At 69.6% G+C, this 26,026-nt stretch carries 20 protein-coding genes and 2 tRNA genes; 3 read left to right on the top strand and 19 right to left on the bottom strand.

Annotated features, from left to right (window positions below):
* Window positions 1-6 precede the first annotated feature (6 nt).
* The 9 genes from rodA to ACFUO4_RS12905 all read right to left on the bottom strand — a co-directional run bounded on the left by rodA (window position 7) and on the right by ACFUO4_RS12905 (window position 11,820).
* A complete protein-coding gene (gene rodA, locus ACFUO4_RS12945; protein WP_079311149.1) occupies window positions 7-1,203 on the bottom strand; it encodes a rod shape-determining protein RodA in 1,197 nt (398 codons plus the stop codon).
* Window positions 1,200-3,455, bottom strand: a complete 2,256-nt coding sequence (gene mrdA, locus ACFUO4_RS12940; protein ID WP_383483390.1) for a penicillin-binding protein 2 — start codon at window positions 3,453-3,455, stop codon at window positions 1,200-1,202. The genes rodA and mrdA overlap by 4 nt, the downstream gene beginning before the upstream one ends.
* A 155-nt stretch (window positions 3,456-3,610) precedes the next feature.
* Window positions 3,611-4,288, bottom strand: coding sequence for a rod shape-determining protein MreD (mreD, locus tag ACFUO4_RS12935; protein ID WP_059191771.1), 678 nt, complete (start codon window positions 4,286-4,288; stop codon window positions 3,611-3,613).
* Between the two features lie 13 nt (window positions 4,289-4,301).
* Window positions 4,302-5,249 carry a rod shape-determining protein MreC gene (gene mreC / locus ACFUO4_RS12930; RefSeq protein ID WP_383483387.1) on the bottom strand — a complete coding sequence of 316 codons (948 nt, stop codon included), beginning with the start codon at window positions 5,247-5,249 and terminating at the stop codon, window positions 4,302-4,304.
* Window positions 5,250-5,403: 154 nt separating this feature from the next.
* Window positions 5,404-6,423 carry a rod shape-determining protein gene (locus ACFUO4_RS12925; RefSeq protein ID WP_004931372.1) on the bottom strand — a complete coding sequence of 340 codons (1,020 nt, stop codon included), beginning with the start codon at window positions 6,421-6,423 and terminating at the stop codon, window positions 5,404-5,406.
* Between the two features lie 264 nt (window positions 6,424-6,687).
* On the bottom strand, window positions 6,688-7,101 hold the full coding sequence (gene ndk, locus ACFUO4_RS12920) for a nucleoside-diphosphate kinase (RefSeq protein ID WP_079311146.1): 414 nt from the start codon (window positions 7,099-7,101) through the stop codon (window positions 6,688-6,690).
* A gap of 73 nt (window positions 7,102-7,174) precedes the next feature.
* Window positions 7,175-7,537, bottom strand: a complete 363-nt coding sequence (locus ACFUO4_RS12915) for a DUF4233 domain-containing protein (protein ID WP_079311145.1) — start codon at window positions 7,535-7,537, stop codon at window positions 7,175-7,177.
* 6 nt (window positions 7,538-7,543) lie between these two features.
* Entirely contained in the window at window positions 7,544-9,031 is a 1,488-nt protein-coding gene (locus ACFUO4_RS12910; protein WP_383483383.1) for a bifunctional folylpolyglutamate synthase/dihydrofolate synthase, read from the bottom strand.
* A 164-nt stretch (window positions 9,032-9,195) separates the two neighbouring features.
* On the bottom strand, window positions 9,196-11,820 hold the full coding sequence (locus ACFUO4_RS12905) for a valine--tRNA ligase (protein WP_383483380.1): 2,625 nt from the start codon (window positions 11,818-11,820) through the stop codon (window positions 9,196-9,198).
* Window positions 11,821-11,956: 136 nt separating this feature from the next.
* Here ACFUO4_RS12905 and ACFUO4_RS12900 point away from each other — a divergent pair, with 136 nt between their 5' ends.
* Window positions 11,957-12,898 carry a hypothetical protein gene (locus ACFUO4_RS12900; protein WP_383483377.1) on the top strand — a complete coding sequence of 314 codons (942 nt, stop codon included), beginning with the start codon at window positions 11,957-11,959 and terminating at the stop codon, window positions 12,896-12,898.
* A gap of 226 nt (window positions 12,899-13,124) precedes the next feature.
* On the opposite strand, the gene clpX is transcribed toward ACFUO4_RS12900, so the two are convergent.
* The 5 genes from clpX to ACFUO4_RS12875 form a co-directional block, all read right to left on the bottom strand.
* Complete coding sequence (gene clpX / locus ACFUO4_RS12895) at window positions 13,125-14,414, bottom strand: ATP-dependent Clp protease ATP-binding subunit ClpX (RefSeq protein WP_079311143.1); 1,290 nt, start codon at window positions 14,412-14,414, stop codon at window positions 13,125-13,127.
* Window positions 14,415-14,603: 189 nt separating this feature from the next.
* Window positions 14,604-15,284, bottom strand: a complete 681-nt coding sequence (locus ACFUO4_RS12890; protein ID WP_079311142.1) for an ATP-dependent Clp protease proteolytic subunit — start codon at window positions 15,282-15,284, stop codon at window positions 14,604-14,606.
* Between the two features lie 70 nt (window positions 15,285-15,354).
* The gene (locus tag ACFUO4_RS12885) at window positions 15,355-15,960 is read right to left on the bottom strand and encodes an ATP-dependent Clp protease proteolytic subunit (RefSeq protein WP_079311141.1); all 606 of its coding nucleotides are present in this window, start codon (window positions 15,958-15,960) and stop codon (window positions 15,355-15,357) included.
* 268 nt (window positions 15,961-16,228) lie between these two features.
* Window positions 16,229-17,626: a trigger factor gene (gene tig, locus ACFUO4_RS12880; protein WP_383483372.1), complete on the bottom strand. Its 1,398-nt coding sequence runs from the start codon at window positions 17,624-17,626 to the stop codon at window positions 16,229-16,231.
* A 166-nt stretch (window positions 17,627-17,792) separates the two neighbouring features.
* Window positions 17,793-17,869 (bottom strand) — tRNA-Pro (locus ACFUO4_RS12875).
* A 153-nt stretch (window positions 17,870-18,022) separates the two neighbouring features.
* Between ACFUO4_RS12875 and ACFUO4_RS12870 the strand changes: the two genes are divergently transcribed.
* Window positions 18,023-18,093, top strand: a tRNA-Gly gene (locus ACFUO4_RS12870).
* A 69-nt stretch (window positions 18,094-18,162) separates the two neighbouring features.
* On the opposite strand, the gene ACFUO4_RS12865 is transcribed toward ACFUO4_RS12870, so the two are convergent.
* Together ACFUO4_RS12865 and ACFUO4_RS12860 are read right to left on the bottom strand one after the other, a co-directional pair.
* A complete protein-coding gene (locus ACFUO4_RS12865) occupies window positions 18,163-20,304 on the bottom strand; it encodes a serine/threonine-protein kinase (protein WP_383483369.1) in 2,142 nt (713 codons plus the stop codon).
* Between the two features lie 73 nt (window positions 20,305-20,377).
* On the bottom strand, window positions 20,378-20,572 hold the full coding sequence (locus tag ACFUO4_RS12860) for a hypothetical protein (protein ID WP_079312310.1): 195 nt from the start codon (window positions 20,570-20,572) through the stop codon (window positions 20,378-20,380).
* Window positions 20,573-21,106: 534 nt separating this feature from the next.
* Between ACFUO4_RS12860 and ACFUO4_RS12855 the strand changes: the two genes are divergently transcribed.
* Entirely contained in the window at window positions 21,107-22,276 is a 1,170-nt protein-coding gene (locus ACFUO4_RS12855; RefSeq protein WP_079312312.1) for an acyltransferase family protein, read from the top strand.
* Window positions 22,277-22,334: 58 nt separating this feature from the next.
* Here ACFUO4_RS12855 and ACFUO4_RS12850 read toward each other — a convergent pair whose 3' ends face one another.
* From ACFUO4_RS12850 to ACFUO4_RS12840, 3 genes are read right to left on the bottom strand one after another with little or no spacing between them, the layout of a single operon-like run.
* Window positions 22,335-22,799, bottom strand: a complete 465-nt coding sequence (locus ACFUO4_RS12850; RefSeq protein WP_383483364.1) for an HD domain-containing protein — start codon at window positions 22,797-22,799, stop codon at window positions 22,335-22,337.
* Window positions 22,796-25,234 carry an FtsX-like permease family protein gene (locus tag ACFUO4_RS12845; RefSeq protein ID WP_383483361.1) on the bottom strand — a complete coding sequence of 813 codons (2,439 nt, stop codon included), beginning with the start codon at window positions 25,232-25,234 and terminating at the stop codon, window positions 22,796-22,798. Before ACFUO4_RS12845 ends, ACFUO4_RS12850 begins: the two co-directional genes overlap by 4 nt.
* Window positions 25,234-26,025 (bottom strand): ABC transporter ATP-binding protein, encoded by a 792-nt coding sequence (locus ACFUO4_RS12840; protein WP_383483358.1) that lies wholly within the window; start codon window positions 26,023-26,025, stop codon window positions 25,234-25,236. The genes ACFUO4_RS12845 and ACFUO4_RS12840 overlap by 1 nt, the downstream gene beginning before the upstream one ends.
* Window position 26,026: the final 1 nt, after the last annotated feature.

Below are 26,026 nucleotides of genomic sequence, written 5' to 3'. Positions count from 1 at the left end.
ACACCGCTAGGCCGACATCGGCCGCTGCACCTTGATCGACTGCAACAGCCCGACCGCCACCCAGACCGCGAACATGGACGTTCCGCCGTAGGACACGAACGGCAGCGGCAGGCCGGTGACCGGCATGATGCCCAGCGTCATCCCGATGTTCTCGAAGGACTGGAAGGCGAACCAGGCCACGATGCCCGCCGCGACGATCGTGCCGTACAGCTCCGTCGTCTCCCGGGCGATCCGGCAGGCCCGCCACAGCACCACACCGAGCAGCACGATGATCAGGCCGGCGCCGACGAAGCCCAGCTCCTCGCCCGCGACCGTGAAGACGAAGTCCGTCTGCTGCTCGGGCACGAACTGGCCGGTGGTCTGCGAGCCGTGGAACAGCCCCGCGCCCGTCAGACCGCCCGAACCGATCGCGATCCGCGCCTGGTTGGTGTTGTAGCCGACACCGGCCGGGTCGAGGCTGGGGTTGGCGAAGGCGGCGAAGCGGGCGATCTGGTAGTCGTCCAGGACGCCGAGCTGCCAGACCGCGATCGCGCCGATCGCGCCGGTACCGAGCAGCCCGAACACCCAGCGGTTGGAGGCGCCGGAGGCGAGCAGCACGCCCAGCACGATGATGACCATGACCATGACCGACCCGAGGTCGGGCATCAGCATGACGATCAGCATCGGCACGGCGGCCAGGCCGAGGGCCTGGAGCACGGTCCGGTGGTCCGGGTAGGGCTTGTCGCCCGCGTCGACCCGCGCCGCCAGCAGCATCGCCATGCCCAGGATGATCGTGATCTTCACGAACTCCGAGGGCTGGAGAGAGAAACCGCCGCCGAGCACGATCCAGGAGTGGGCGCCGTTGACCGTGGAGCCCAGCGGCGTGAGCACCAGGAGGATCAGGAACACCGAGGCGCCGTAGAGGATCGGCACGGCCGTTCGCAACGCCCGGTGACCGAGCCACACCGTGCCGATCATCAGGGCGAACCCGATGCCGGTGTTCATGATGTGCCGGATCAGGAAGTAGTACTGGTCGCCCTGGTTGATCTCGGTGCGGTTGCGGGTCGCCGAGAAGACCAGCAGCGAGCCGATGCCCGACAGCGCGAGCGCCGCGAACAGTATCGGCCAGTCCAGCCGGCGGGCGAGCGAGTCACGGGCGAACAGCCGCGTCCAGCCCGCGCGCTCGGGCCCGTACCCGGAGACGGAGAAGCTGTTGCCGGTCATGTGCACATCCTCCGGCTTCCCCTGCGGCGCCGCCGCCTGCGGGTGTTGCGGTTGCCGCTGGTCGGCTGCCCGATGGTCGCCGCCAGCGTGGTCTCCTCCGGCTTGGGGGCGCCTTCCTGGCTCACCCGCTGCTGCTTGGCCGGGTCCTTGGCGACCTTCGGGGACTTGATGGTGCCGTCCGTGCGGACCTTCGGCAGGCCCTTCTGCGGGGTGGGCAGCAGCGCGTTCTTCTTGTTGATGGTGCCGTCGTCGGAGACGCCGTACAGCGCGTCGTAGATGTTGCGCACCGCCGGACCCGAGGCGCCGGAGCCCGTACCACCCTGGGAGATCGTCATCACGATCGAGTAGTCCTTGGTGTACGTGGCGAACCAGGACGTCGTCTGCTTGCCGTAGACCTCGGCCGTACCCGTCTTGGCGTGCATCGGGATCTTGTCCTGCGGCCAGCCGACCTGGGCGAAGCGCCAGGCGGCCGTACCGCGGGTGGCCACGCCCGCGAGGGCGTCGTCCATCTTGGCCAGCGTGGTCTTGCTTATGGGCAGCTTGCCGTGGGACTTGGGCTTGATCTCGTCGACGGTCTTGCCGTCGGCGCTGACGACGGCCTTGCCGACCGTCGGGTTGTACAGGGTGCCGCCGTTGGAGATCGCCGCGTAGATCGTGGCCATCTGGATCGGGGTGACCATGGTGTCGCCCTGGCCGATGGAGTAGTTGATCTCGTCACCGGCACGCATCTTGTTGCCCTCGAGGCAGTTCTCGTACGAGATCTTCTCGACGTACGTGCCGTCCTTCTTGCCCGTCTTGCACCAGGCGTCCTTGTTGGCCTCCCAGTACGCCTGCTTCCACTGGCGGTCGGGGACCCGGCCGGAGACCTCGTTGGGCAGGTCGATGCCGGTGGTCTTGCCGAGGCCGAACTGGTGGGCGGCCTTGAAGAAGTAGTCCTTGGGCTGGCCCTTCTTCGGGTTGATGCCGCCGTCCCGCTGCCACTCCCGGTGCGCGAGGCCGTAGAAGACGGTGTCGCAGGAGACCTCCAGCGCGCGGCCGAGGTTGATGGGGCCGAAGTTCTCCGACTCGAAGTTCTTGAAGACCTGGCCGCCCACCGAGTACGAACTCGTGCACGGGTAGCGGCCGTCGAAGTCGTAGCCGGCCTCGACGGCGGCGGCCGTGGAGATCACCTTGAAGGTGGAGCCCGGTGCCGACTGGCCCTGGATGGCCCGGTTGAGCAGCGGGTAGTTGGAGTCCTTGCCCGTCAGCTTCCTGTAGTCCTTGGCGGAGATGCCGCCGACCCAGGCGTTGGGGTCGTAGGTCGGGTTGGAGGCCATGGCGACGATCCGGCCGGTCTTGGCCTCCATGACGACGACGGCACCGGAGTCCGCCTTGTAGTTCTCGCCGGTGTTGTCGTCGAAGACCTTGCGGGCCTCCTTCATCGCGTCGTTCAGCTCGTACTCCGCGACGCGCTGGACCCGGGAGTCGATGCTGGTGACGAGGTTGGCGCCGGGCTGGGCCTCGTCGGCCTCGGCCTGGCCGATGACGCGGCCGAGGTTGTCCACCTCGTACCGGGTGACGCCGGCCTTGCCGCGCAGCTCCTTGTCGTACTCCCGCTCGAGTCCCGAGCGGCCGACCTGGTCGGAGCGCAGATAGGGCGAGTCGGTGTCCTGGGCCTTGGTGATCTCCTCGTCGGTGACCGGGGAGAGATAGCCGAGGACCTGGGCGGTGTTGGCCTTGCCGGGGCTCGGGTAGCGGCGCACGGCCTCGGGCTCGGCGGTGATGCCGGGGAAGTCCTCGGCGCGCTCGCGGATCTGCAGGGCCTGCTTGGCGGTGGCCTCGTCGGTGATGGGGATCGGCTGGTACGGCGAGCCGTTCCAGCAGGGCTGCGGCGTCTCGGCGTCGCACAGGCGGACCTTCTGCATGACCTCCTCGGGCTTCATGCCGAGGACCTTGGCCAGCTTGGTGAGGACGGCCTTGCCGTCGTCCTTCATCTTCAGCAGGTCCGTGCGGGAGGCGGAGACCACCAGCCGGGTCTCGTTGTCCGCGATCGGCACGCCGCGCGCGTCCAGGATCGAGCCGCGGACGGCGGGCTCGACGACCTGCTGGACGTGGTTGCCGGACGCCTCCTTCGCGTACTCGTCGCCCTCGCGGATCTGGAGGTACCACAGGCGCCCGCCGAGGGTGCCGAGGAGGGACAGGACGAGGATCTGGATCACGATGAGCCTGATCTGGACCCGTGGGGTCCGACCGGTCTCGGGGATGTTGGTCACTGCGGCTGCCGCCCCCTCTCAGTGCGCGGAGTTGTGTGCGCGTACGAATGATGAACGGCTGACCTGTGAATGCCCGTTCCGCCCCGGCGAACCCGTTCGAGTGAACTCGTCCGAGGCCGTACCAGTCATCTGATCCGGCCTCAACACACCCGCCCTCACAGCCGCTTGACCCCCTTGATGCGGCCGACCCGCGCGGTGCGCGTCCGCGCCTTGGTCTTCAGCGAGCCCAGTCCGCCCCGCTGGCCGCCGATCTTCAGCCCCGTCCCGGACGACAGCCACCCCGACGAGATGTCGGCGGCCTTCGCGGCGGAGTTGGTCTCCGCGAGCGGGTCGTTCTCGGCGCGGCGGGCGAGCGCCATGATGCCGGGGACGACGAAGGGCGCGAGGAGCAGGTCGTACAGCGCGGCCGTGAACAGCAGGCTGCCGAGGCCGACATGGCGGGCGGCGGTGTCGCCGACGAGGGCGCCGACACCGGCGTACAGCAGCGTCGTGCCGAGGGCGGCGACGACCACGACGACCATCGGGCCCGTGGCCGACTTCAGGCGGCCGTTCTCCGGCTTGGCGAGGCCGGCGAGGTAGCCGATGACGCACAGCACCAGCGCGTAGCGGCCGGCGGCGTGGTCCGCGGGCGGCGCGAGGTCGGCGAGGAGCCCGGCGCCGAACCCGACGAGCGCGCCGCCGACATGGCCGTAGACCATGGCGAGGCCGAGGACGGTCAGCAGGAGAACGTCCGGGACGGCGCCCGGGAGGTGGAGTCTGGACAGGACGCTGACCTGGAGGACCAGGGCGACGACGACGAGGGAGGTGGAGAGCAGGATCCGGTTGACACGCACGGGGAATCAGCTCCTACTGCTCTTGCTCGAACTGGCCGTCGGCATTGGCGTTCGCCGAGGGGGTGACCGTGACGGTGACGGTCGGGGTGGGGGTCGGCTTCGGCTTCTTCGGCAGCACCGTGTCCCGCGGGTCCTTCTTGGGGGCCTCGACGACGACACCGACGACGTCGAGCTTGGTGAAGCTGACGTACGGCGTCACGTAGAGCGTGCGGGTCAGGCCGCCGCCGGAGGGGTCCACGCGGGAGACGACGCCGACCGGGACGCCGGGCACGAAGGGCTTGTCGGCCTGCGAACCGAAGGTGACCAGACGGTCGCCCTTCTTCACCTCGGCCTTGCCGTTGAGGAGCTCGACGCGCAGCGGGCGGTCGCCCTGCCCGGAGGCGAAGCCGAGCTCGTCGCCGGCCTCCATGCGGGTGCCGACGGTGAAGTCGGGGTCGTTGGCGAGGAGCACGGTCGCGGTGTTCGGCCCGACCGTCGTCACACGCCCGACCAGTCCGTCGCCGTTGAGGACGGTCATGTCGCGCTTGATGCCGTCATTCGAACCGACGTCGATGGTGATGGTCCAGGAGAAGCCCTGGGCCGCCCCTATGGCGATGACCTCGGCGCCCTTGATGCCGTACTGGCCCTCGGCCGCGACGCCCATCAGCTTGTTGAGCTGCTTGAGGCGGCTGGCGTTGCGGTCGTCGCTGCCGAGCTTCGCCTTGAGGGCCGCGTTCTCCTTCTCCAGCGCGGCGAGCCGGTCGTGGCGCTCGCCGGAGTCGCGGATCGAGGAGATCGCGTTGCCGACCGGGTTCACCGCGGCGGAGACGCCGTCCTCGATCGGGCCGAAGACCGTCGCCGCGGCCTGGCGGGCACCGTCGACCGGTGAGTCCTCCCCGCCGCGGATGTCCACCGTGATCAGTGCGAACGCGATGGCGATCAGCAGCACCAGGAGCAGCCGGCTCTCTCGTGTGTCCCTCACGTGCGGCGGCCGTGCCTTCCTCAATAGGAATGTGCAGTGTTCAGGAATGTGCGTCTGTGTATGTGCGGGTGTGCAGAGGCGAGCTTATGCCTCTATATCAACGATCCGCCGTACGAGAGGAGATCATCTCGTACGGCGGAATCGCACTGTTACGTCATCTGCGCGGCTGGGCGTCCAGCACCTGCTGGAGCGCCTCGAACTCCTCCACGCACTTGCCGGAGCCGAGCGCCACGCTGTCGAGGGGGTCCTCGGCGATGTGGATCGGCATGCCGGTCTCCCGGCGCAGCCGCTCGTCGAGACCGCGCAGCAGGGCGCCGCCGCCGGTCAGAACGATTCCGCGGTCCATGATGTCGCCGGACAGCTCGGGCGGGCACTTGTCGAGGGTCGTCTTCACCGCGTCCACGATCGCGTTGACGGGTTCCTCGATCGCCTTGCGGACTTCGGCGGCCGAGATGACGACGGTCTTGGGCAGCCCGGAGACGAGGTCCCGGCCGCGGATTTCGGTGTGCTCGTCAGCGTCGAGGTCGTACGCCGAACCGATCGTGATCTTGATCTGCTCGGCCGTCCGCTCACCGAGGAGGAGGGAGTACTCCTTCTTGATGTGCTGGATGATCGCGTTGTCCAGTTCGTCGCCCGCGACGCGGATCGACTGGGCGGTGACGATCCCGCCGAGCGAGATGACCGCGACCTCCGTCGTGCCGCCGCCGATGTCCACCACCATGTTGCCCGTGGCCTCGTGGACCGGCAGGCCGGAACCGATGGCCGCGGCCATGGGCTCCTCGATGATGTGCACCTGGCGGGCGCCGGCCTGGGACGACGCCTCGATGACGGCACGGCGCTCGACGCCGGTGATGCCCGAGGGCACACAGACGACGACCCGCGGACGAGCCAGATACCGCCGCTTGTGGATCTTCAGGATGAAGTAGCGGAGCATCCGCTCGGTGATCTCGAAGTCGGCGATCACGCCGTCCTTCAGCGGACGGACGGCAACGATGTTGCCGGGCGTGCGCCCGATCATCTTCTTCGCTTCGGCGCCGACCGCCAGGATGCCACCGGTGTTGGTGTTGATCGCGACGACGGACGGCTCGTTGAGTACGATCCCGCGACCCCTGACGTACACCAGCGTGTTGGCGGTCCCGAGGTCGACAGCCATGTCACGGCCGATGAACGACATTGAGTTCCCCATCAGGATTCGTCTGGCCTTCCTGGGAGCTTTTGAGGGCTTTTCAGGTCGGCGAAGTGGGTGCTGTGACGTGAAGGCTTCCATCGTAGTGGCGCCCGCACGAACACTGCGTAAGGGTCTCCGCCATTGTCAGCAGATGCCGACGGTGTTCGCTTCTGGAGAGGGGCGTTCGGGGGTGCTCGTTCCCTCGATCGCCACGCATATGCCAAGAAAGTCCGGAGGCGGCCCCCCGGACTTTCACCAACGGCACACCCGTCAGGCGCGACCCGGGAAGAAGATCTTCACCTCACGCTCGGCGGACTCCTCGGAGTCGGAGGCGTGGATGAGGTTCTCACGGACGATCACACCGAAGTCGCCGCGGATCGAACCGGGGGCGGCGGCGATCGGGTCGGTCGGACCGGCCAGCGCGCGCACGCCCTCGATGACCCGCTCGCCCTCGACGATCAGCGCCACGACCGGGCCGGAGGCCATGAACTCCACCAGCGGCTCGTAGAAGGGCTTGCCCTTGTGCTCGCCGTAGTGCTGCTCCAGCGTCTCCTGGTCCAGCGTGCGCAGCTCCAGCGCGGTGATCTGCCAGCCGGCCTTGCGCTCGATACGGCTGATGATCTCGCCGGTCAGGCCACGACGGACGGCGTCGGGCTTGAGGAGGACGAGGGTGCGCTGCGTCACGAGGGGACTCCTTATCGAGCGTGTCAAGCGTGGTGCGGGAAGACCGAGGTTACAGGGCGTGTCCGGCCCTCTGTCACGCAGCGTCAGGTGTGGGGGTCTCGGCCTGTGCCTGGGCCGCGAATCTGGCCTTCGCCTCGTCGATCTTCCGGCCGTAGTGCACCGAGGCCCACCACAGGGCGGCGAAGACCGCGCCCAGGAAGAACATCGTCGGCACGGCGAACCCGGAGGCGATGAGGGCGACCTGCAGCACCCAGCCCAGCGCGATGCCGCCCGGCCGGGTCACCATGCCGCACAGCACCAGACACAGGAACATGGCGATCCCGCTGACCGTCCACACCGTGGACGTGGACAGGTCGTCGTCCTTCATCGCGACCAGGGCGGCGAAGCCGATGACGAGGAACTCGCCGATCAGGGTCGAAGAACAGAGCGTACGCACGGGTGGTCAGCCCCTCCCCAGAAGCAGTCGGGCCTCGCCGACAGTGATGACGGAACCGGTGACGAGCACACCGCCGCCCGCGAACTCGCCCTCCTCCTCGGCCAGCGTGATCGCCGCCTCCAGGGCGTCGGGCAGCCGCGGCTCGACCTGGACGCGCTCCTCGCCGAAGACCTCGACGGCGATCGCGGCCAGCTCGTCTGCGTCCATGGCGCGGTGGCTGGAGTTCTGCGTGATCACGACCTCCGCGAAAATCGGCTCGAAGGCCTCGAGAAGCCCTCGTACGTTCTTGTCGCCGCTCGCCCCGACCACGCCGATCAGCCGGCTGAAGTCGAAGGCCTCACCGACCGCCTCGGCGGTGGCGCGGGCGCCCGCCGGGTTGTGGGCGGCGTCCAGCACGACGGTCGGAGACCGCCGTACGACCTCCAGCCTGCCAGGCGAGGACACGGCCGCGAAGGCCTTGCGGACGGTGTCGATGTCGAGCGCCTCGGGCCGCTGTGAGCCGACGCCGAAGAACGCCTCGACGGCGGCGAGCGCGACGGCGGCGTTGTGCGCCTGGTAGGGGCCGTGCAGCGGGAGGTAGACCTCCTCGTACTCGCCGCCGAGCCCGCGCAGCGTCAGCAACTGCCCGCCCACGGCGACCTGCCGCGAGACGACCCCGAACTCGAGCCCTTCCCGAGCCACCGTGGCGTCGACCTCGACCGCCTTCTTGAGCAGCACCTGAGCGGCGTCGACCGGCTGCTGGGCCAGGATGACCGTCGCGTCCTGCTTGACGATGCCGGCCTTCTCCTTGGCGATCTCGCCAGGCGTCTCGCCGAGCCGGTCGGTGTGGTCGAGATCGATGGGCGTGACGACGGCGACGTCACCGTCGATGACATTGGTGGCGTCCCAGGTGCCGCCCATGCCCACCTCGACCACGGCGACATCGACGGGCGCGTCCGCGAAGGCGGCGTACGCCATGCCGGTCAGCACCTCGAAGAACGACAGCCGGTACTCCTGCTGCGCGTCCACCATCTCGACGTACGGCTTGATGTCCTCGTACGTCTCGATGAAGCGCTCGGCGGAGATCGGCGCCCCGTCGAGGCTGATGCGCTCGGTGACGGACTGCACGTGAGGGCTGGTGTACCGCCCCGTACGCAGCTCGAAGGCGCCGAGCAGGGCCTCGATCATGCGGGCCGTGGAGGTCTTGCCGTTCGTCCCCGTGATGTGGATCGAGGGGTACGACCGCTGCGGCTCGCCCAGGACGTCCATCAGCGCGGCGATGCGGCTGACGGAGGGCTCCAGCTTGGTCTCGCCCCAGCGCGTGGCGAGCTCCGCCTCGACGTCCCTGAGGGCCTTGTCGAGCTCGGGGTCCTCGGGGCGGGTCGGTACCTGTGCCTCGGGCGGGGTGCCCTGGGTGCGCAGGGTGCGGCTGCCGGCCTCGATGACCGCGAGGTCGGGGTCGCGGTCGGTCTCTGCCGAGATGATCTCGTCGAAGGGGTCGTCGCTGTCGCTCACGGGGTCAGTCTACGGACGGGGGGTGACGGCTCGCCTATGGAGTGGGGGGCTGGGCTTGTTCGGCGGGTGCGGGTGTGTGTGGGCCGGTCGCGCAGTTCCCCGCGCCCCTGGGGACACGAAGGCCTCCGGAACCGAACAGTTCCGGAAGCCTTCAGTACTGACATTTACGCCGGCGGCAGCTTGTCCAGCTGGGACTGAATCCTTGCGATGTCCTCGTCCGCCTTCGCGAGGCGGCCGCGGATCTTGTCCACGACGTTGTCCGGGGCCTTGGCCAGGAACGCCTCGTTGCCGAGCTTGGCCGTGGCCTGGGCCTTCTCCTTCTCCGCCGCGGCGAGGTCCTTGGCGAGGCGCTTGCGCTCCGCCGCGACGTCGATCGTGCCGGAGAGGTCGAGGGCGACCGTGGCGCCCGCGACCGGGAGGGTCGCCGTCGCGGAGAAGCTCTCGCCCTCCGGCTGGAGGCGCAGCAGCTGGCGGATGGCGGCCTCGTGGGGCGCCAGCGCCGTCCCGTCGAGCGTGAGGCGGGCCGGGACGCGCTGGCCGGGCTGGAGGCCCTGGTCGGCGCGGAAGCGGCGGACCTCGGTGATGACGGACTGGAGGGACTCGATCTCCTGCTCGGCCGCCGCGTCGCGGAAGCCGCTGTCCTTCGGCCAGTCCGCGATGACGACCGACTCGCCGCCCGTGAGGGTGGTCCAGAGGGTGTCGGTGACGAACGGGACGATCGGGTGCAGCAGCTTCAGCGTGACGTCGAGGACCTCGCCGAGGACGCGCTGGGAGACCTTGGCGCTCTCGCCGCCCGCCTGGAACGTCGTCTTGGACAGCTCCACGTACCAGTCGAAGACCTCGTCCCAGGCGAAGTGGAAGAGGGCGTCGGAGAGCTTCGCGAACTGGAAGTCCTCGTAGTACGCGTCCACTTGGGCGACCGTCTTGTTGAGACGGGAGAGGATCCAGCGGTCCGTCGCCGACATCTGCTCGGGCGAGGGAAGCGGGCCCTCGACCGTCGCGCCGTTCATCAGCGCGAAGCGCGTGGCGTTCCAGATCTTGTTGGCGAAGTTCCGGGACGCCTGGACCCAGTCCTCGCCGATCGGGACGTCGGTGCCGGGGTTGGCGCCGCGGGCCAGGGTGAACCGGACGGCGTCGGAGCCGTACTTGTCCATCCAGTCCAGCGGGTCGACGACGTTGCCGAAGGACTTCGACATCTTCTTGCCGCGCTCGTCGCGCACGAGGCCGGTCAGCGCGATGGTCTTGAAGGGGACCTCGCCGTCCATGGCGTACAGGCCGAACATCATCATCCGGGCGACCCAGAAGAAGATGATGTCGTGGCCGGTGAGCAGGACGTCGGTCGGGTAGAACTTCCGCAGGTCCTCGGTCTGTTCGGGCCAGCCGAGCGTGGAGAACGGCCACAGGCCGGAGGAGAACCAGGTGTCGAGGACGTCGGTGTCCTGACGCCAGCCCTCACCGGTGGGCGGCTCCTCGTCCGGACCGACGCAGACGACCTCGCCGTCCGGGCCGTACCAGACCGGAATCCGGTGTCCCCACCACAACTGCCGCGAGATGCACCAGTCGTGCATGTTGTCGACCCAGTCGAAGTACCGCTTCGACATGTCCTCCGGGTGGATCCTGACCCGTCCGTCACGGACCGCGTCGCCGGCGGCCTTGGCCAGCGGGCCGACCTTGACCCACCACTGCATGGACAGGCGCGGCTCGATGGTGGTCTTGCAGCGCGAGCAGTGGCCGACGGAGTGGACGTACGGCCGCTTCTCGGCGACGATCCGCCCCTGCGAGCGCAGCGCCGCGACGATGGCGGAGCGCGCCTCGAAGCGGTCGAGGCCCTGGAAGGGGCCGTGGGCGGTGATGACGGCGCGCTCGTCCATGACCGTGATCGACTCCAGGCCGTGACGCTGGCCGATCGCGAAGTCGTTGGGGTCGTGGGCCGGGGTGACCTTGACGGCACCCGTGCCGAACTCGGGGTCGACGTGGGTGTCGGCGACGACGGGGATGGAGCGGTCGGTGAGCGGGAGCTTGATCCGCTTGCCGATGAGGTGCTGGTAGCGCTCGTCGTCGGGGTGAACGGCGACGGCGGTGTCACCGAGCATGGTCTCCGCGCGCGTGGTGGCGACGACGAGGGTCTCCTCGCCCTCCCCGTACTTGATGGAGACGAGCTCGCCGTCGTCCTCCTGGTACTCCACCTCGATGTCCGAGATGGCCGTCAGACACCGGGGACACCAGTTGATGATGCGCTCGGCGCGGTAGATCAGCTCGTCGTCGTAGAGCTTCTTGAAGATGGTGAGGACGGCCTTGGACAGGCCCTCGTCCATGGTGAACCGCTCACGGTCCCAGTCCACGCCGTCGCCCAGGCGCCGCATCTGGCCGAGGATCTTGCCGCCGTACTCCTCCTTCCACTGCCAGACGCGCTCGACGAACTCCTCGCGGCCCAGGTCGTGGCGGGACTTGCCCTCCTCGGCAAGCTGCTGCTCGACCTTGTTCTGGGTGGCGATGCCGGCGTGGTCCATGCCGGGCAGCCACAGCGCCTCGAAGCCCTGCATGCGCTTGCGGCGGGTGAGGGCGTCCATGAGCGTGTGCTGGAAGGCGTGCCCGAGGTGCAGGCTGCCGGTGACGTTCGGCGGCGGGATGACGATGGTGTAGGGCGGCTTCTCGCTCTTCGCGTCGGCGGCGAAGTAACCCTTGTCTACCCAGCGCTCGTACAGCGCTCCCTCTACCTCGGCCGGCGCGTACTGGGTCGGCAGTTCGGTGTGGGGCGCTGTTGGCTGCTGCTGAGCGTTCTCGGTCACGGGGTCAGTTTAGGGGTGTCCCGGGCGTGTCCCGAAACGCGTTTGTTCTGTAACGGTGCGCCCCCCGATGCGTTGCGCGCGCCGGGCCTGCGCCAGGATGTCAGGAACACATAAGTATCTGGAGGGGAACCCAGTAATGAGCTACAACCAGCCGGGCCCGTACGGCGGGCAGCCCCAGCAGCCCGGCCCGTACGGCCAGCCGGGCCCCTACGGCCAGCAGCCGCCGCAGGCCCCCCAGCCCGGCTATGGCTACCCTCAGCAGCCGACCGCACCCCAGCCGGGCTACGGCTACCCGCAGCAGCCCCCGCAGGGCGTGCCGCCCCAGACCCCGCCGTACGGCCAGCCCCCTTACGGCCAGGCCCCCTACGGAGTCCCGCAGCCCCCGGCGCCGGGTGGCGGCAAGAAGAAGCTGGGCATCATCATCGGCGCGGTGGCTGTGGTGGCGGCTATTGCGGTGGCGGCGGCGCTGCTGCTCAAGGGAAGCAGCAGCGGCAGCGGGTCGGACATCGCCGATGACGGTCCCCACAAGCTGACGACGCCGGCGACCGTGCTCACGGAGTACAAGAAGTCGGAGAGCGACAGCGACACCTTCACCGAGAGCGACATGAAGGACGCCGAGAAGTGGGGCGTGCAGGACCCCAAGGACGTCAGCGCCGGGTACACCGCCGGTGACGAGTCGAACCCGCTGAGCCAGAAGATGATCAACTTCGGCGGCGTCTACGGCACGATCGACGACCCCGAGAAGACCGTGGACGCGATGTTCGCCCACATGAAGCAGGAGAGCAAGAAGGAAGACGGCGAGGACGTCTCCCTGGTCGGCGAGCCGAAGGCGTACGAACCGGCCTCGCTCGACGGCGCCGTCCTCAAGTGCCAGCAGGCGAAGGTCGACAACTCCGAGGCCGCCGCGGGCGAGCCGAAGGAGATGTCGATGACGATCTGCATCTGGGGCGACCACAGCACGCTCGGCTTCGTCATGCCGATGGAGTTCGCCAGCCTCGCGGCAGGCAAGAGCAGCGACCCGGCGGCCGACGCCGAGCTCACCGCGAAGCTCCGCAAGGAAGTCCGCGTCAAGGCCTGACCGCAGCCTTGTCCGCACCGCGGGGCGCCCTGGAAGGACCGGGGGCGCCCCGCCGTCGTTTCAGCGGATGCATCCTCAGGCCGGTCGACAGGCGGCGCTCGCGTGGTTCAGGGCGACATCGATCGTGATCGGGGCCGGTCAACGTCCGAGACGTGAAGCGGCACCCGGTACGACGAAGGCACCCGGCGAAACCTCGCCGGGTGCCTTCGTGTGTGTACGGGACGGGCTACGCCGTCTTCGCCTCCCCAGACCCCCGTCCGCCCCGCGCATCCCGCGGGATCAGGGTCGGGTTGACGTTGGAGTGGACCACGTCCGCCGTGATGACGACGCGGGCCACGTCCTTGCGGGACGGGATTTCGTACATCACGCCCTGGAGGACTTCCTCCATGATGGCGCGCAGGCCGCGCGCGCCGGTCTGGCGGAGGATGGCCTGGTCGGCGATGGCTTCCAGGGCCTCGCGCTCGAAGTCCAGCTCCACGCCGTCGAGTTCGAAGAGGCGCTGGTACTGCTTCACGAGCGCGTTGCGGGGCTCCACCAGGATCTGGAGCAGGGCCTCGCGGTCGAGGTTGTGGACCGAGGTGATGACCGGGAGGCGGCCGATGAACTCGGGGATCATCCCGAACTTCACCAGGTCCTCCGGCATGACGTCCTCGAACTGGTCCTTGGCCTCCAGCTCGCGCTTGGAGCGGATCGTCGCGCCGAAGCCGATGCCCTTGGCGCCGGCCCGCGACTCGATGATCTTCTCCAGGCCCGCGAAGGCACCGCCCACGATGAACAGGACGTTCGTCGTGTCGATCTGGATGAACTCCTGGTGGGGGTGCTTGCGGCCGCCCTGCGGGGGAACCGAGGCCGTGGTGCCTTCCAGGATCTTCAGGAGGGCCTGCTGGACGCCCTCGCCGCTCACGTCGCGGGTGATGGAGGGGTTTTCACTCTTCCTCGCGACCTTGTCGATCTCATCGATGTAGATGATGCCCGTCTCGGCCTTCTTGACGTCGTAGTCCGCCGCCTGGATGAGCTTCAGGAGGATGTTCTCGACGTCCTCGCCGACGTAACCCGCCTCCGTGAGCGCCGTCGCGTCCGCGATCGCGAAGGGGACGTTCAGCATGCGGGCCAGTGTCTGGGCCAGCAGCGTCTTGCCCGAGCCCGTGGGGCCGAGCAGCAGGATGTTGGACTTCGCCAACTCGATCGCGTCGTCACGGCCGTTGCCGCCGCCGTTCTCGCCGGCCTGGACGCGCTTGTAGTGGTTGTAGACCGCGACGGAGAGGGCCTTCTTCGCCGCCTCCTGGCCCACCACGTAGCCCTCGAGGAACTCGTAGATCTCGCGGGGCTTGGGGAGTTCTTCCCAGCGCACCTCGCTGGTCTCCGCGAGTTCTTCCTCGATGATCTCGTTGCAGAGATCGATGCACTCGTCGCAGATGTAGACACCGGGCCCTGCGATGAGCTTCTTGACCTGCTTCTGGCTCTTGCCGCAGAACGAGCACTTGAGCAGATCGCCGCCGTCACCGATGCGTGCCACGGTGTGCTTCCCCTTCGCCTGGGAGACGACTGGACGCTTTCGAATCCAGCGGCTCCTGGTGCTGCCTTAATCCGACGGTACCTTGCCTGGCCCCCCGTTCGGGCCCCCCTTGGCCGGGTTCACTTTGACGTGCAGCGTGTCAAAGCACACGAACCATGCCAAGGGGCGGCAGACGATACAGCAGCCGCGTCAGCGGACTGCGGAGTTGTTCATCTTCCGGGTGGAGATGATCTGGTCGACCAGACCGTAGGCGAGCGCCTCCTCGGCCGTGAGGATCTTGTCGCGCTCGATGTCCTCGCGGATCTTCTCGATTGGCGTGGTGGAGTGCTTGGCCAGCATCTCCTCCAGCTGCGCGCGCATCCGCAGGATCTCGTTGGCGGCGATCTCCAGGTCGGAGACCTGGCCGCGGCCCGTCTCGCTGTACGGCTGGTGGATCAGGACGCGGGCGTTCGGCAGCGCCATGCGCTTGCCCGGCGTACCCGCGGCCAGCAGGATCGCGGCGGCGGAGGCCGCCTGGCCCATGCAGACCGTCTGGATGTCGGGCTTCACGAACTGCATCGTGTCGTAGATCGCCGTGAGGGCGGTGAAGGAGCCGCCCGGGCTGTTGATGTAGACCGAGATGTCCCGGTCGGGGTCCATCGACTCCAGGCACAGCAGCTGCGCCATGACGTCGTTGGCGGAGGCGTCGTCGATCTGGACGCCGAGGAAGATCACGCGCTCCTCGAAGAGCTTCGCGTACGGGTCGTACTCACGAATGCCCTGCGAGGTGCGCTCGACGAAGCGCGGGATCACGTACCGGGACTCGGCCCGCGGGCCGGTGTACTCGGCCTCGGTGCGGGCGTAGAGGCCGCTGCCGGGGAAGTCGTTCACTGTCTGTCTCCTAGGAGCTGAGGCGGTCGGCTGGGGGCTCTGCGGGCCGCTGCGGGCCCTGCGGTGGGGCTCAGGCCCCGGTGCCGCCGCCGCCCGGCATGTTGGCGGCCGTGGTGATGACCTCGTCGATGAGGCCGTACTCCTTGGCCTCCTCCGCGTCGAACCAGCGGTCGCGGTCGGAGTCGCGGGTGATCTGCTCGAACGACTGGCCGGTGTGCTGCGAGGTGAGCTCGGCCATGCGCTTCTTGGTGTGCAGCAGCCGCTCGGCGTGGATCTTGATGTCCGAGGCCGAGCCGGCGAGGCCGGCGGACGGCTGGTGGATCAGGATCTCGGCGTTCGGCAGCGCGAAGCGCTTGCCGGGGGTGCCCGCGCTGAGCAGGAACTGCCCCATGGAGGCGGCGAGACCCATGGCGATGGTCACCACGTCGTTCTTGATGTACTGCATGGTGTCGTAGATCGCCATGCCGGCCGTGATCGAACCGCCCGGGCTGTTGATGTAGAGGTAGATGTCCTTGTCCGGGTCCGCGGCAAGGAGCAGCAGCTGTGCGGTGATCTTGTTCGCGATGTCGTCGTCGACCGGCTGGCCGAGGAAGATGATCCGCTCGTTGAGCAGCCGGTTGTAGACCTGGTCGCCGAGGCCACCACCGATGGAAGGCTCGCCGGCGGCGGAGGGCATCAGATTCGTCACGTATCCACCTGCTCGTCTTACGACGGCGCCGGGCCGTCTCACGTTTCCCTGCGTGTTCCCTGCGGGGCTTGGAGCCGCTCGGGGACTCCACTCCCCTCGTATTCATGGACCCTAACGCGCTGGTCCCTTCGGGGAATCCCGGATACCGGGCTGTTCGCCGGGGGCGTAGCGCGCGGGTGTCCCGGCGGGAAGGCGAACGGGCCCCGGGTCATGAGTGACCCGGGGCCCGTCCTACGACCTACGAGGTGCCGTGGGCTCAGCCCTCGGTCTTCTCGGTGTCGGCCTCGGTGGCGTCGGCCTCGGTGGCCTCGGCGGCGACCTCGGCGGCCTCCTCGACCTCGTCCTCGTCGTCGAGGTCGATGACCTCGCCGTTGGTGTCCTTCACCGTGGCGGCCTCGACCACGACGGCCAGGGCCTTGCCGCGGGCGACCTCGCCGACGAGGAGCGGAACCTGGCCGCCCTCGACGACCGCCTGCGCGAACTGGTCGGGGGACATGCCGGAGGAGGCGGCGCGGCGCATGAGGTGCTCGGTGAGCTCCTCCTGGTTCACGTTCAGCTTCTCGCGCTTGACCAGGGCGTCCAGGACGAACTGGGTCTTGATGCCCTTGACCGCGGCTTCCTTGGTCTCGGCGTCGAACTCCTCGGCCGTCTTGCCCTGGATCTCGAGGTACTTCTCGAGGTCGAGGCCCATCTGGCCGAGCTGGTGGTGCTCCAGGTTGTGCTTGCGGGTGTTGATCTCGTCCTCGAGGAGCTTCTCGGGGACGGGCACCTCGACGAGCTCCAGGAGCTTCTCCAGGACGCGCTCCTGGGCCTGGGTGGCCTGGTCGTACTGCTTCATGTTCTCGAGGCGCTTGCGGCTGTCGGCCTTCAGCTCCTCCAGGGTGTCGAACTCGGAGGCGAGCTGCGCGAACTCGTCGTCCAGCTCGGGCAGTTCGCGGGCGGCGACCTGGGTGACCTTGACGGTGACCTCGGCCTCCTTGCCGGCCGCGGAGCCGCCCTTGAGCTCGGAGGTGAAGGTGGCCTCGGCCCCGGCCTCCAGGCCCTTCACGGCGTCGTCGATGCCGTCGAGGAGCTCGCCGGAGCCGATGGTGTAGGAGACACCGTTGGCGATGCCGTCCTCGAGGACCTCTCCGTCGACCTTGGCCTCCAGGTCGATCGTGACGACGTCGCCGTCCTCGGCGGCGCGCTCGACCGGGGAGGTGGAGGCGAAGCGCTCACGGAGCTGCTCGACGGACTTGTCGACGTCCTCGTCGGTGACCTCGACGGCGTCGACCTCGACCTCGATGCCGGAGAAGTCCGGGATCTCCAGGGCGGGGCGGATGTCGACCTCGGCGGTGAAGTTCAGCGTGTCGCCGTCCTTCAGCTCCGTGATGTCGACCTCGGGCTGGCCGAGGACGTCCAGGTCGGCCTCGTTGACCGCCTCGGTGTAGAACTTCGGAAGCGCGTCGTTGACCGCCTCCTCCAGGACCGCACCGCGGCCGAACCGCTGGTCGATGACGCGGGCCGGGATCTTGCCCTTGCGGAAGCCCTTCACCGTGACCTGCTGGTTGATCTTCTTGTACGCCGCGTCGAGGCTGTCCTTGAGCTCCTCGAAGGGCACCTCGACAGTGAGCCGAACCCGCGTCGGGTTCAGGTTCTCAACGGCGCTCTTCACGGTTCGGTCTCCTTGTGGCTGACTTCTTGGATTCTGCCGGGGCCAGAACGGCTCCGGCGGATTCGCCGCCCGGAGGATGTCGTCGGGGTCGGACGAGAGACACACGGGCATGCAGCTTGCATAGTAACCGCAGCCACGACACGCCCCAAAAGGCGATCAAGAAAGGTGGTCGGGGTGGCGGGATTTGAACCCACGGCCTTCCGCTCCCAAAGCGGACGCGCTACCAAGCTGCGCCACACCCCGTCTGGTGCGACACGTAGGGTACATGCCCGCAGGCCATGGGATCGCCGCATTTACGGGGCCGCGCGGCAAGGTGGACCGGGGTGTGCGGCGAGGGGGGCCGACCCGCTACGATGCCTTCTGTGCCGCGGTCACCTGACCTGCGGCGCGTCGCGTGCGGGCGTAGCTCAATGGTAGAGCCCTAGTCTTCCAAACTAGCTACGCGGGTTCGATTCCCGTCGCCCGCTCTGTTCGATGTTGAGGGCCCGGTTCCTGGGGAACCGGGCCCTTTCGTCGTACAGGGCCGTCGTACCTGGTCAGAGGGTCCGTACGTCGACCGTGTAGACCGAGCGCAGGCCGTACGGGACGTAGAGGGCGTCGCCCACCAAGGTGAGGGGGGCGCCGGTCGGGGAGCCGTCCACGGCGGCCTCGTCTCGGCCATCGAGGGTGCCGTCGACCTTGCCGGTCGTCCGGTTGACGGCGGCGAGGCGGCCGCTGGGGGACGCCAGGTACAGGTGGGTGCGGGAGGCCGTGGGCGGGCCGGCGAGCTCCACGCCGGAGTTGCCCTCCCACAGCTGGCGGCCGGTGTCCGGGTCGACCGCGCGGACGCCGCCGTTGGAGAGCGTGAAGTAGAGGGTGCCGCCCGTGAGGGTGGGGGTCGCGGCCTCGGGCTGGGGCTTGGCGAGCTTCACCGTGGTGACGATGTGCGTGGACGTCTTGATCAGGGTCAGGGTGCGGCGGACGCCGGTGGTGTTGAGGAGGAGCAGGCGCCCGTCGCGGTGGCCGACGATGTCGGCGTCGCCCTTGAGCTTCACGGTCCAGCGGGGCTTTCCGGTGGCCGGGTCGAGCTGGCTGACGCTGGTGTTCTCGATGACGTCGGACGTGTACTTCGCGGTGAGCAGGTACGCCTGTCCGCCGACAGCGCGGAGCAGGGTCATGTACCGGTTGGGGTTCGGCAGGGGGCGCTTCCAGCGGACCTCGCCGGTCCCGGCGTCGAGGAGGGCGTACTGGTTGCCCGTCCTGCCGTAGACGGTGACGACGCCTGCGGGGACGGCGGCGGAGGCGCCCTGGTCGCTGCTCGGCTCGGTGCCGTCCGTGCCGTCAGCGGTGACGGTCTTCCAGGCGACCTCGCCGGTCTCGGCGTCCAGGGCCTGGATCGAGTAGCGGGTCGCGTACGCCGCCTCGCCTTTGCCGGGCCGGTCGTCGGTGCCGTAGACGTACACGCGGCCGTCGTGGGCGCCGATGATCGTGCCCGCGCCGGAGCTGCTGCTGCCGAAGTCGGAGTCCTCGGCGGTCGGGTCCATGGGCCGGCCCCAGGTGTTGGCGCCGTCGGCGAGGGCGAAGCGGGTGGCCATGATCTCGTCGCCCGCGCAGACCAGGGAGGTGCCGGAGGCGACGCAGCGGTTGAAGAGGGCGGTGGGGCCCATCGGGTCCTTGTCGACACTGGGGTCCTTCGCCTGCCGGTGCCAGGCCTCCCAGCCGGCGGGGAGCCGTCCCGGGTCGGCGGCCTCGTCACCGGTGAGAGCGAGGGTGGTGGTGGCCACGGCCGCGACGAGGGCCGTGCCGAGGGCGGTGAGCAGCCAGAGACGGCCGCGGCGCCGGCGGGGGCGCGGGGCGTCGACGAGGGTCGGGGGGCCGGAGGCGGGCAGGGTGCCGTCGCGCAGGAGGCGCAGCAATTCGTCCGCGCTGGGGCGGGACTTGGGTTCCTTCTCCAGGCAGAGGTGGATGAAGGGGAGCAACTCCTCCGGTACGTCGGTGAGTTCCGGGGTGCCTTCCACCACGCGGATCGCCGTCTCGTACGGGCTCGGGCTGTCGAAGGGACCCTTGCCGGAGGCGGCGAAGGCGACCACCGCGCCGAGGGAGAAGATGTCCGCCGCGGGGCCCACCTCGTGCGGGGCGGAGAACTGCTCCGGGGACATGAAGGGCGGCGTGCCCATCACGCGGCCGGTCTGTGTGAGCGCGTCGGAGGCGCCGAGCCCGGTGGCGCGGGAGATGCCGAAGTCGATGACGCGGGGGCCGTCCTCGGCGAGCATCACGTTGGCCGGCTTCAGGTCCCGGTGGACGACGCCGGCGCGGTGGATGTCACGCAGGGCTTCGGCGAGTCCGGCGGCCAACTCCCGTGCGCGGGAGGGCGGCAGCGGGCCGTTGACGCGGATGTGGGTGCCGAGGTCGGCGCCCGGTATGTAGAGCGTGGCCATCCAGGGGCGCGGCGCGTCGGCGTCCGCGTCCACCACGGGTGCGGTGAAGGCGCCGCTGACCTGGCGGGCGGCGTCCACCTCGCGGCGGAACCGGGCGCGGAACTCGTCGTCGTCCGCGTACTGGCCGTGCACCACCTTGACCGCGAGGCGGCGGCCGGAGGCGGAGCGGGCGAGATAGACCACGCCCATGCCCCCGCTGCCCAGCCGGTCCTCGATGCGGTAACCGCCCACCTCCACCGGGTCCGAGTCGCGCAGCGCCATCCCCGTACGTCCCCCCGTCCGTCACCGGCCCCCGTGACCGGGCTGGTCAGCCTAGCCCGGTGGTCCAACGGGGTCAGAACTGGATCGAGTTGATCGTCTCCGCTATCGAGTTGAGGAAGCGCTGGATGTCGTCGGCCATGCCTGTCGAGGCGAGGAAGAAGCCGAACAGCACGGCCACGATCGCCGGTCCTGCCTTGAGGGACCCGCCACGGATCAACACCACCATGATGATCGCCAACAGCAGCACCACTGACAGCGAAATGGCCACAACTGATCACACCCTAGGTCGGTCCGCTCTCCCGGCCCGGGGGTGCCAGCCCCGCGCACCCCCGCCAGAACCATCGTGCCACCAACCAAGCCGCTGTATGCGGCAGGTGAGACATCGTTGACCACTCCTGTGCCCGAACTGTGCGGTGCCGTCCGGGTCCGTGGCCAACACCCCAAGTTCCGCACAGCAATTCGAGCGCGCGCTCACGTGCGGATCGCACAGGGAATTCGACCGTATCGTTTCGGTCTCCACACATCCCGTTCGCAGCTAATTCGAAAATGAGCGGCAGCCCCAACCACCGTGCAGGAAGCGGACATTCCGCCGTAGTCGCCTGCTGGTCATATGCCCTATTTAGTCGGGATGAATCACACCAATACGACCCTTGCGGTGACGACTGGGCCTATCCATTCGCTGTGTTCACCGTCACGTGGAAAATGGCGTCGGCTTGCCGAAATATCGGGTACCCGAAGCCGATAACCAGGAATGACGTGGCCGGTTTTACGAAATCGCACAGACAACGCTAGGGTGCCTCAGATGTTCCACGCCGCCTCGCCCCGCGTGCCGCTCCCGCCGGCACAGTCGTCGGCACCCGGAGTGCCGAGCCCCCGCTCACCGCTCGCTCAGCAGCAGCCTCGGCCCAAGCCACAGGGCAAGCAGCGTGACGCGTTCTTCGACAACGCCAAGTACCTGGCGATCGTGCTCGTCGCGGTCGGCCACGCCTGGGAGCCGCTCAAGGGCGACAGCCGCATCCTGGAGGGCGCGTACACGGTCGTGTACTCCTTCCACATGCCGGCGTTCATCATCATCTCCGGCTTCTTCTCGCGCAGTTTCGACATGCGCCCCGACCGGCTCAAGCGGCTGATCACGGGCGTGGCCGTGCCGTACATCCTGTTCGAGACGGCGTACGTCCTCTTCGAGCGCACGGCGGGCGACGACCCCGGCAAGGACATCAGCCTGCTCGACCCCTGGTATCTGACCTGGTTCCTGTGCGCGTTGTTCGTCTGGCGGATGTGCACCCCGATCCTGAAGATGATCCGCTGGCCGCTCCCCTTCGCCCTCGGCATCGCCATGCTGGCGTCCGTGGCGCCGTCGATCGGCAACGACCTGGACCTCCAGCGGGTGCTGCAGTTCCTGCCGTACTTCGTCCTCGGGCTGTGCATGAAGGCCCAGCACTTCCACCGGGTGCGCACCTGGCGGATGCGCATCCTGGCCGTGCCGGTGTTCGCGGCCGCGCTGGCCGTCGGCTGGTGGGCGGTGCCCCGCATGAACACCGCGTGGTTCTACCACCGGGACGCCGCCCAGGACCTGGGCGCCCCGTGGTGGGTCGGTCCGGTGATGGTGCTCGCGATGTTCGGCTGCTCGCTGCTGCTGACCGCCTGCTTCTTCGCCTGGGTGCCGCGCCGGAAGATGTGGTTCACGGCGCTCGGGGCGGGCACGCTCTACGGCTATCTGCTGCACGGCTTCCTGGTGAAGGCCGGTGACTACCAGGGCTGGTTCGACCACACGTGGCTGCACCGGCCGGCTGGTGAGATCTTCGTGAGCCTGGTCGCCGCCGCGGTCGTCACGGTGCTGTGCACCGCGCCGGTGCGGCGGGTGTTCCGGTTCGCGATGGAGCCGAAGATGGAGTGGGCGTTCAAGAGGGACGCCGCGGAGGTGGCGCGGGAGCGGCAGAAGCGGGAGCTTCGCGAGAAGGTGCCGGCGTAGTTGCTTTCTCGTTCGGCTGCGGCTCCGCTGTGGCTGGTCGCGCAGTTCCCCGCGCCCCTTAGGGCGTTGCAGGACCGGAGTTGAGAGCTAGAAGTTCGCGCATGTTTGCGTACTTCTCGGTCAGGCGGTTGCGGGTTGGGGCGTCCAGCATCGCCAGGCGGGCCGGGTCCGCGTTGTGGGCCAGGTCCGCCTCCTTCACCAGTACGGCACCCGGGGTGGCCAGGATTCGGGCCGCGTATGTCTCGGGTGGCTCCCCCGCTCGCTTGGTGAGCGCGCGCACGATGTCCTTCGTGCGTTGGCTCAGGGCGGCCTCGGTCAGCCACAGTTCGGAGAGGGCGTCGTCCTCGACGGCGTCGTGCAGCCAGGCCGCCGCGATCTGGTCGGCGTCGCCGCCCCGGGCACGGACGCCCTCGGCGACGGCCTGGAGGTGTTCGGCGTAGGGGCGTCCGGCCTTGTCGGTCTGGCCCTCGTGGGCGGTGCGGGCGAGGGCCTCGATCTCGGCGAGCGTCAGTGGTTCGGTCACTCGTCCAGTGTCTCCCCGCGCAGCGCCGCCCTGGCCGGGAGGGTGACCGCGGTCAGACCCAGTGCGAGGATTCCTCCCGCGAAGGCTCCGTAGGTCAGGGGCGGGATGTAAGGGCCCTGTCCCGTCAGGCCGTTCATCATCGGCACCAGGGTGGCGAGGGCGATCGCGGTGCCGAGGGCGATGCCCGCGAGGGCGACCAGCAGGGCCTCCCAGCGGATCATCCGCAGCACCTGGCGGCGGGTGGAGCCGATGAGGCGGAGCGTGCCGAGTTCGCGGCGGCGGTCGAGGACCGTCATCACCAGGGTGTTGACGGCGGCGACGGCCGCGAAGCCGCCGAGGACGGCCGCCATGAGGTTGTTCGCCCAGGCGTTGAGCTCGCGGTCCACGGACTGGGCGGTGGTGTAGCCGGCGCGGTCCTGGACCGTGCCGAGCGCCTTCAGGGCGGCGGCCGTGCCGCCCTTGGTCCACAGTTCCGTGTCGTAGGCGGAGGTGACGTGGCGGGCCAGGTCGGCACGGCTCAGGGTGACTTGGGCGAGGCCCAGGCCGCGGCCGTACGTCGCCACGACCCGCGGCGCGGCCTTCGTGCCGTCGGGGAGGCGGAGGTGGAGGCGGTCGCCGACCCGGACGTCCGCGGTGTCGGCGAGGGACGCGTCGACCGCGATCTCGCCCTGCCCGAGGGACAGACGGCCCGCCTTGACGTCCAGATCCTGTACGGCGGCCAGGTCGCGGGCGGAGCCGGTGACGCCCTGCGCGGTGGCCGCCTCCAGGGTGCCGCCCGCGCCGGGGACCAGCACGGAGGTCTTCAACAGGCCCACGGCGGCGGTCACTTCGGGGGTGCCCGCGGCCCGTCGTACGGCATCGGGAGCGAGGCCCGGGCCGCCGTCCGGGGCGGTGACGATGTGGTCGGCGGTGATGCCGTCGCGCTGCTGCTGGGCGGTGACGTGGTCCTCGCTGGTGTGCAGGAAGACCAGGACGGACGAGAACGCCATCGCCAGCACGATCGGGGTGATCGCGGAGGCCAGACGGCGGGCGTTGGTACGGGAGTTGGCGGCGGCCAGGGCCGCGGAGGCGCTTGCGCCGCGCAGCGGGAGGCCGAACAGGGCCGCGCAGGCGCGGGCCACCAGCGGGCCGAGCAGGCCCACGGCGAGCATGAAGAGCACGACGACGCCGAGCGCCGCGTTGGCCGCGTCCTCCCCGGTGAGGGAGGCGGACAGGGCCGCGCAGACGAACCCGCCGGCGACCGCGGCGAGGCCGAGCGGGGTGCGGATCCAGCCGACGCGCAGCCGCTCCACGCTCGCCTCGCTCAGCGCCTGGCCCGGCTTGATGCGGGAGCTGCGGTGGGCGGCGACGTAGCCGGAGAGGAGGGCGGTGAGGAGGACGGCGCCGGTGGCGGAGACCAGGGGGATCCAGGAGACGGCCAGGTCGACCTGCTCCGGGACCGCGCCCCGGTCGCGGAGCTGGTCCAGCCACCAGGCCGCGAGGGCCGTGCCCGGCAGACAGCCGAGGGCGGCCGCGAGCGGGGCGGCGAGGAGGGTCTCGGTGGCGATGGTGCGGCGGATCTGGCGCGGGGTGGTGCCGATGGCGCGCAGCAGGGCGAACTCCCGGGCGCGCTGGCCGACCGCGAGGGCGATGGTGCCGGCCGCCGTGAACATGGCGACGAGCGTGGCGATGCCGCCGAAGGAGCCGCCGATGCCGATGAGGACCTCTTTGGCCTCGCCGAGGGCGGGGTCCGCGACGGTGCCGCGGTCGTCCCCGGTGTGGATCTCGGCCCGACCGCCCAGGGCGTGGGCCACCTGGGCCGCCAGAGTGCCGGTGGCGACGCCGGGCTTCGGGAGGACGGCGATGGCGTCGATGCGGCCCGGGTGCCCCGACACGCGTACGGCTTCCGTGTCGGTGAACCAGACGCCGGCCACTCCCGTGGTCGTGCCGGAGACGCGGTAGGGGTGGGTGCCGTCCGGGGTGGTGAGGGTGACGCGGTCGCCGACCTTCGCGTGGTCCTTGTTCAGGACCACCTCGCCGGAACCCGGGGCACGGCCCGCGGTGAGGCGTTCGCCGGTGAAGGCGGTGGCGGACCAGTTGTGGGCGGTGAGGGGGCCATGCGGGCCGGTGACCGGGAAGGAGACGTCGGGTACGGCGGTGCGGGCGCCGGGGGCGGTGGCCGCCTCGGCGACGAGGCCGGCGTCGAGGCGGGCGCGGTCGGGGACCGGCTCGCTGTCGGCGCTGTCGCCCGTGCCGTAGTGGGCCCGCTGGTCGGCGGCGGCCACGACGGGGGCGCCCGCGTAGCGGCCGGGCGGGACCTCGGCGCGGACGCCGGTCTCCAGGAGGATGCCGCAGGCCGACACGATCGCGGCGGCCATGACGAGGGCCACGAAGGTGCCCACGAACGCGGCGGGGCGGAAGCGGAGGGCCGCGCGGGCCAGGCCGTTGGGACGCATCAGGCCGCTGCCTTCACGTCGTCGCGGCGGGCCGCGAGGGTCTGCATGCGGGCGGCGATCTGGTCCGGGGTCGGGCGGTCCAGGTGAGTGGTGAGTTCGCCGTCCTCCAGGAACAGGACGCGGTCGGCCCAGGAGGCCGCCGTGGGGTCGTGGGTGACCATGACGACCGTGGCGCGCTCGGTGTCGACGGCCTGGCGGAGCAGGGCGAGGATCTCGGCGGCGGTGGTGGTGTCCAGGGCGCCGGTCGGTTCGTCGGCGAAGACCACGTCGGGGCGGGTGACGAGGGCGCGCGCGATGGCGACGCGCTGCTGCTGGCCGCCGGAGAGCTGGCCGGGGCGGCGGCGGGCCTTGTCGGCGAGGCCGACCTGGGCGAGGACCTCGGCGGTGCGGCGGCGGTCGGGGCGGTGGCCCGCGAGGCGCGTCGGGAGGGCGACGTTCTGCTCGACCGTGAGGGACGGGAGCAGGTTGAAGGCCTGGAAGACGAAGCCGAGGCGGGTGCGGCGCAGGGCGGTGAGCTTGTTCTCCTTCATGCCGGTGATCTCCGTGCCGCCGAGGCGGACCGTGCCGGCGGTGGGGCGGTCGAGGCCGGCCGCGCACTGCAGGAACGTGGACTTGCCGGAGCCGGAAGGGCCCATGACCGCGGTGAAACTGCCCGGCGGGAGGGTGAGGTCGATACCGCGGAGGGCGTGCACGGCGGTGCGGCCACGCCCGTAGCGACGGGTGACGCCGTGGAGTTCCACGGCCCAGTCGCCGGGGGTGGACATGGGGGATTTCTTCCGGTCCGAGGTCATG

The organism is Streptomyces sp. NPDC057280 (genome assembly GCF_042668605.1).
Lineage (GTDB): Bacteria > Actinomycetota > Actinomycetes > Streptomycetales > Streptomycetaceae > Streptomyces.
This window is presented reverse-complemented; position numbering and strand designations above follow the sequence as displayed.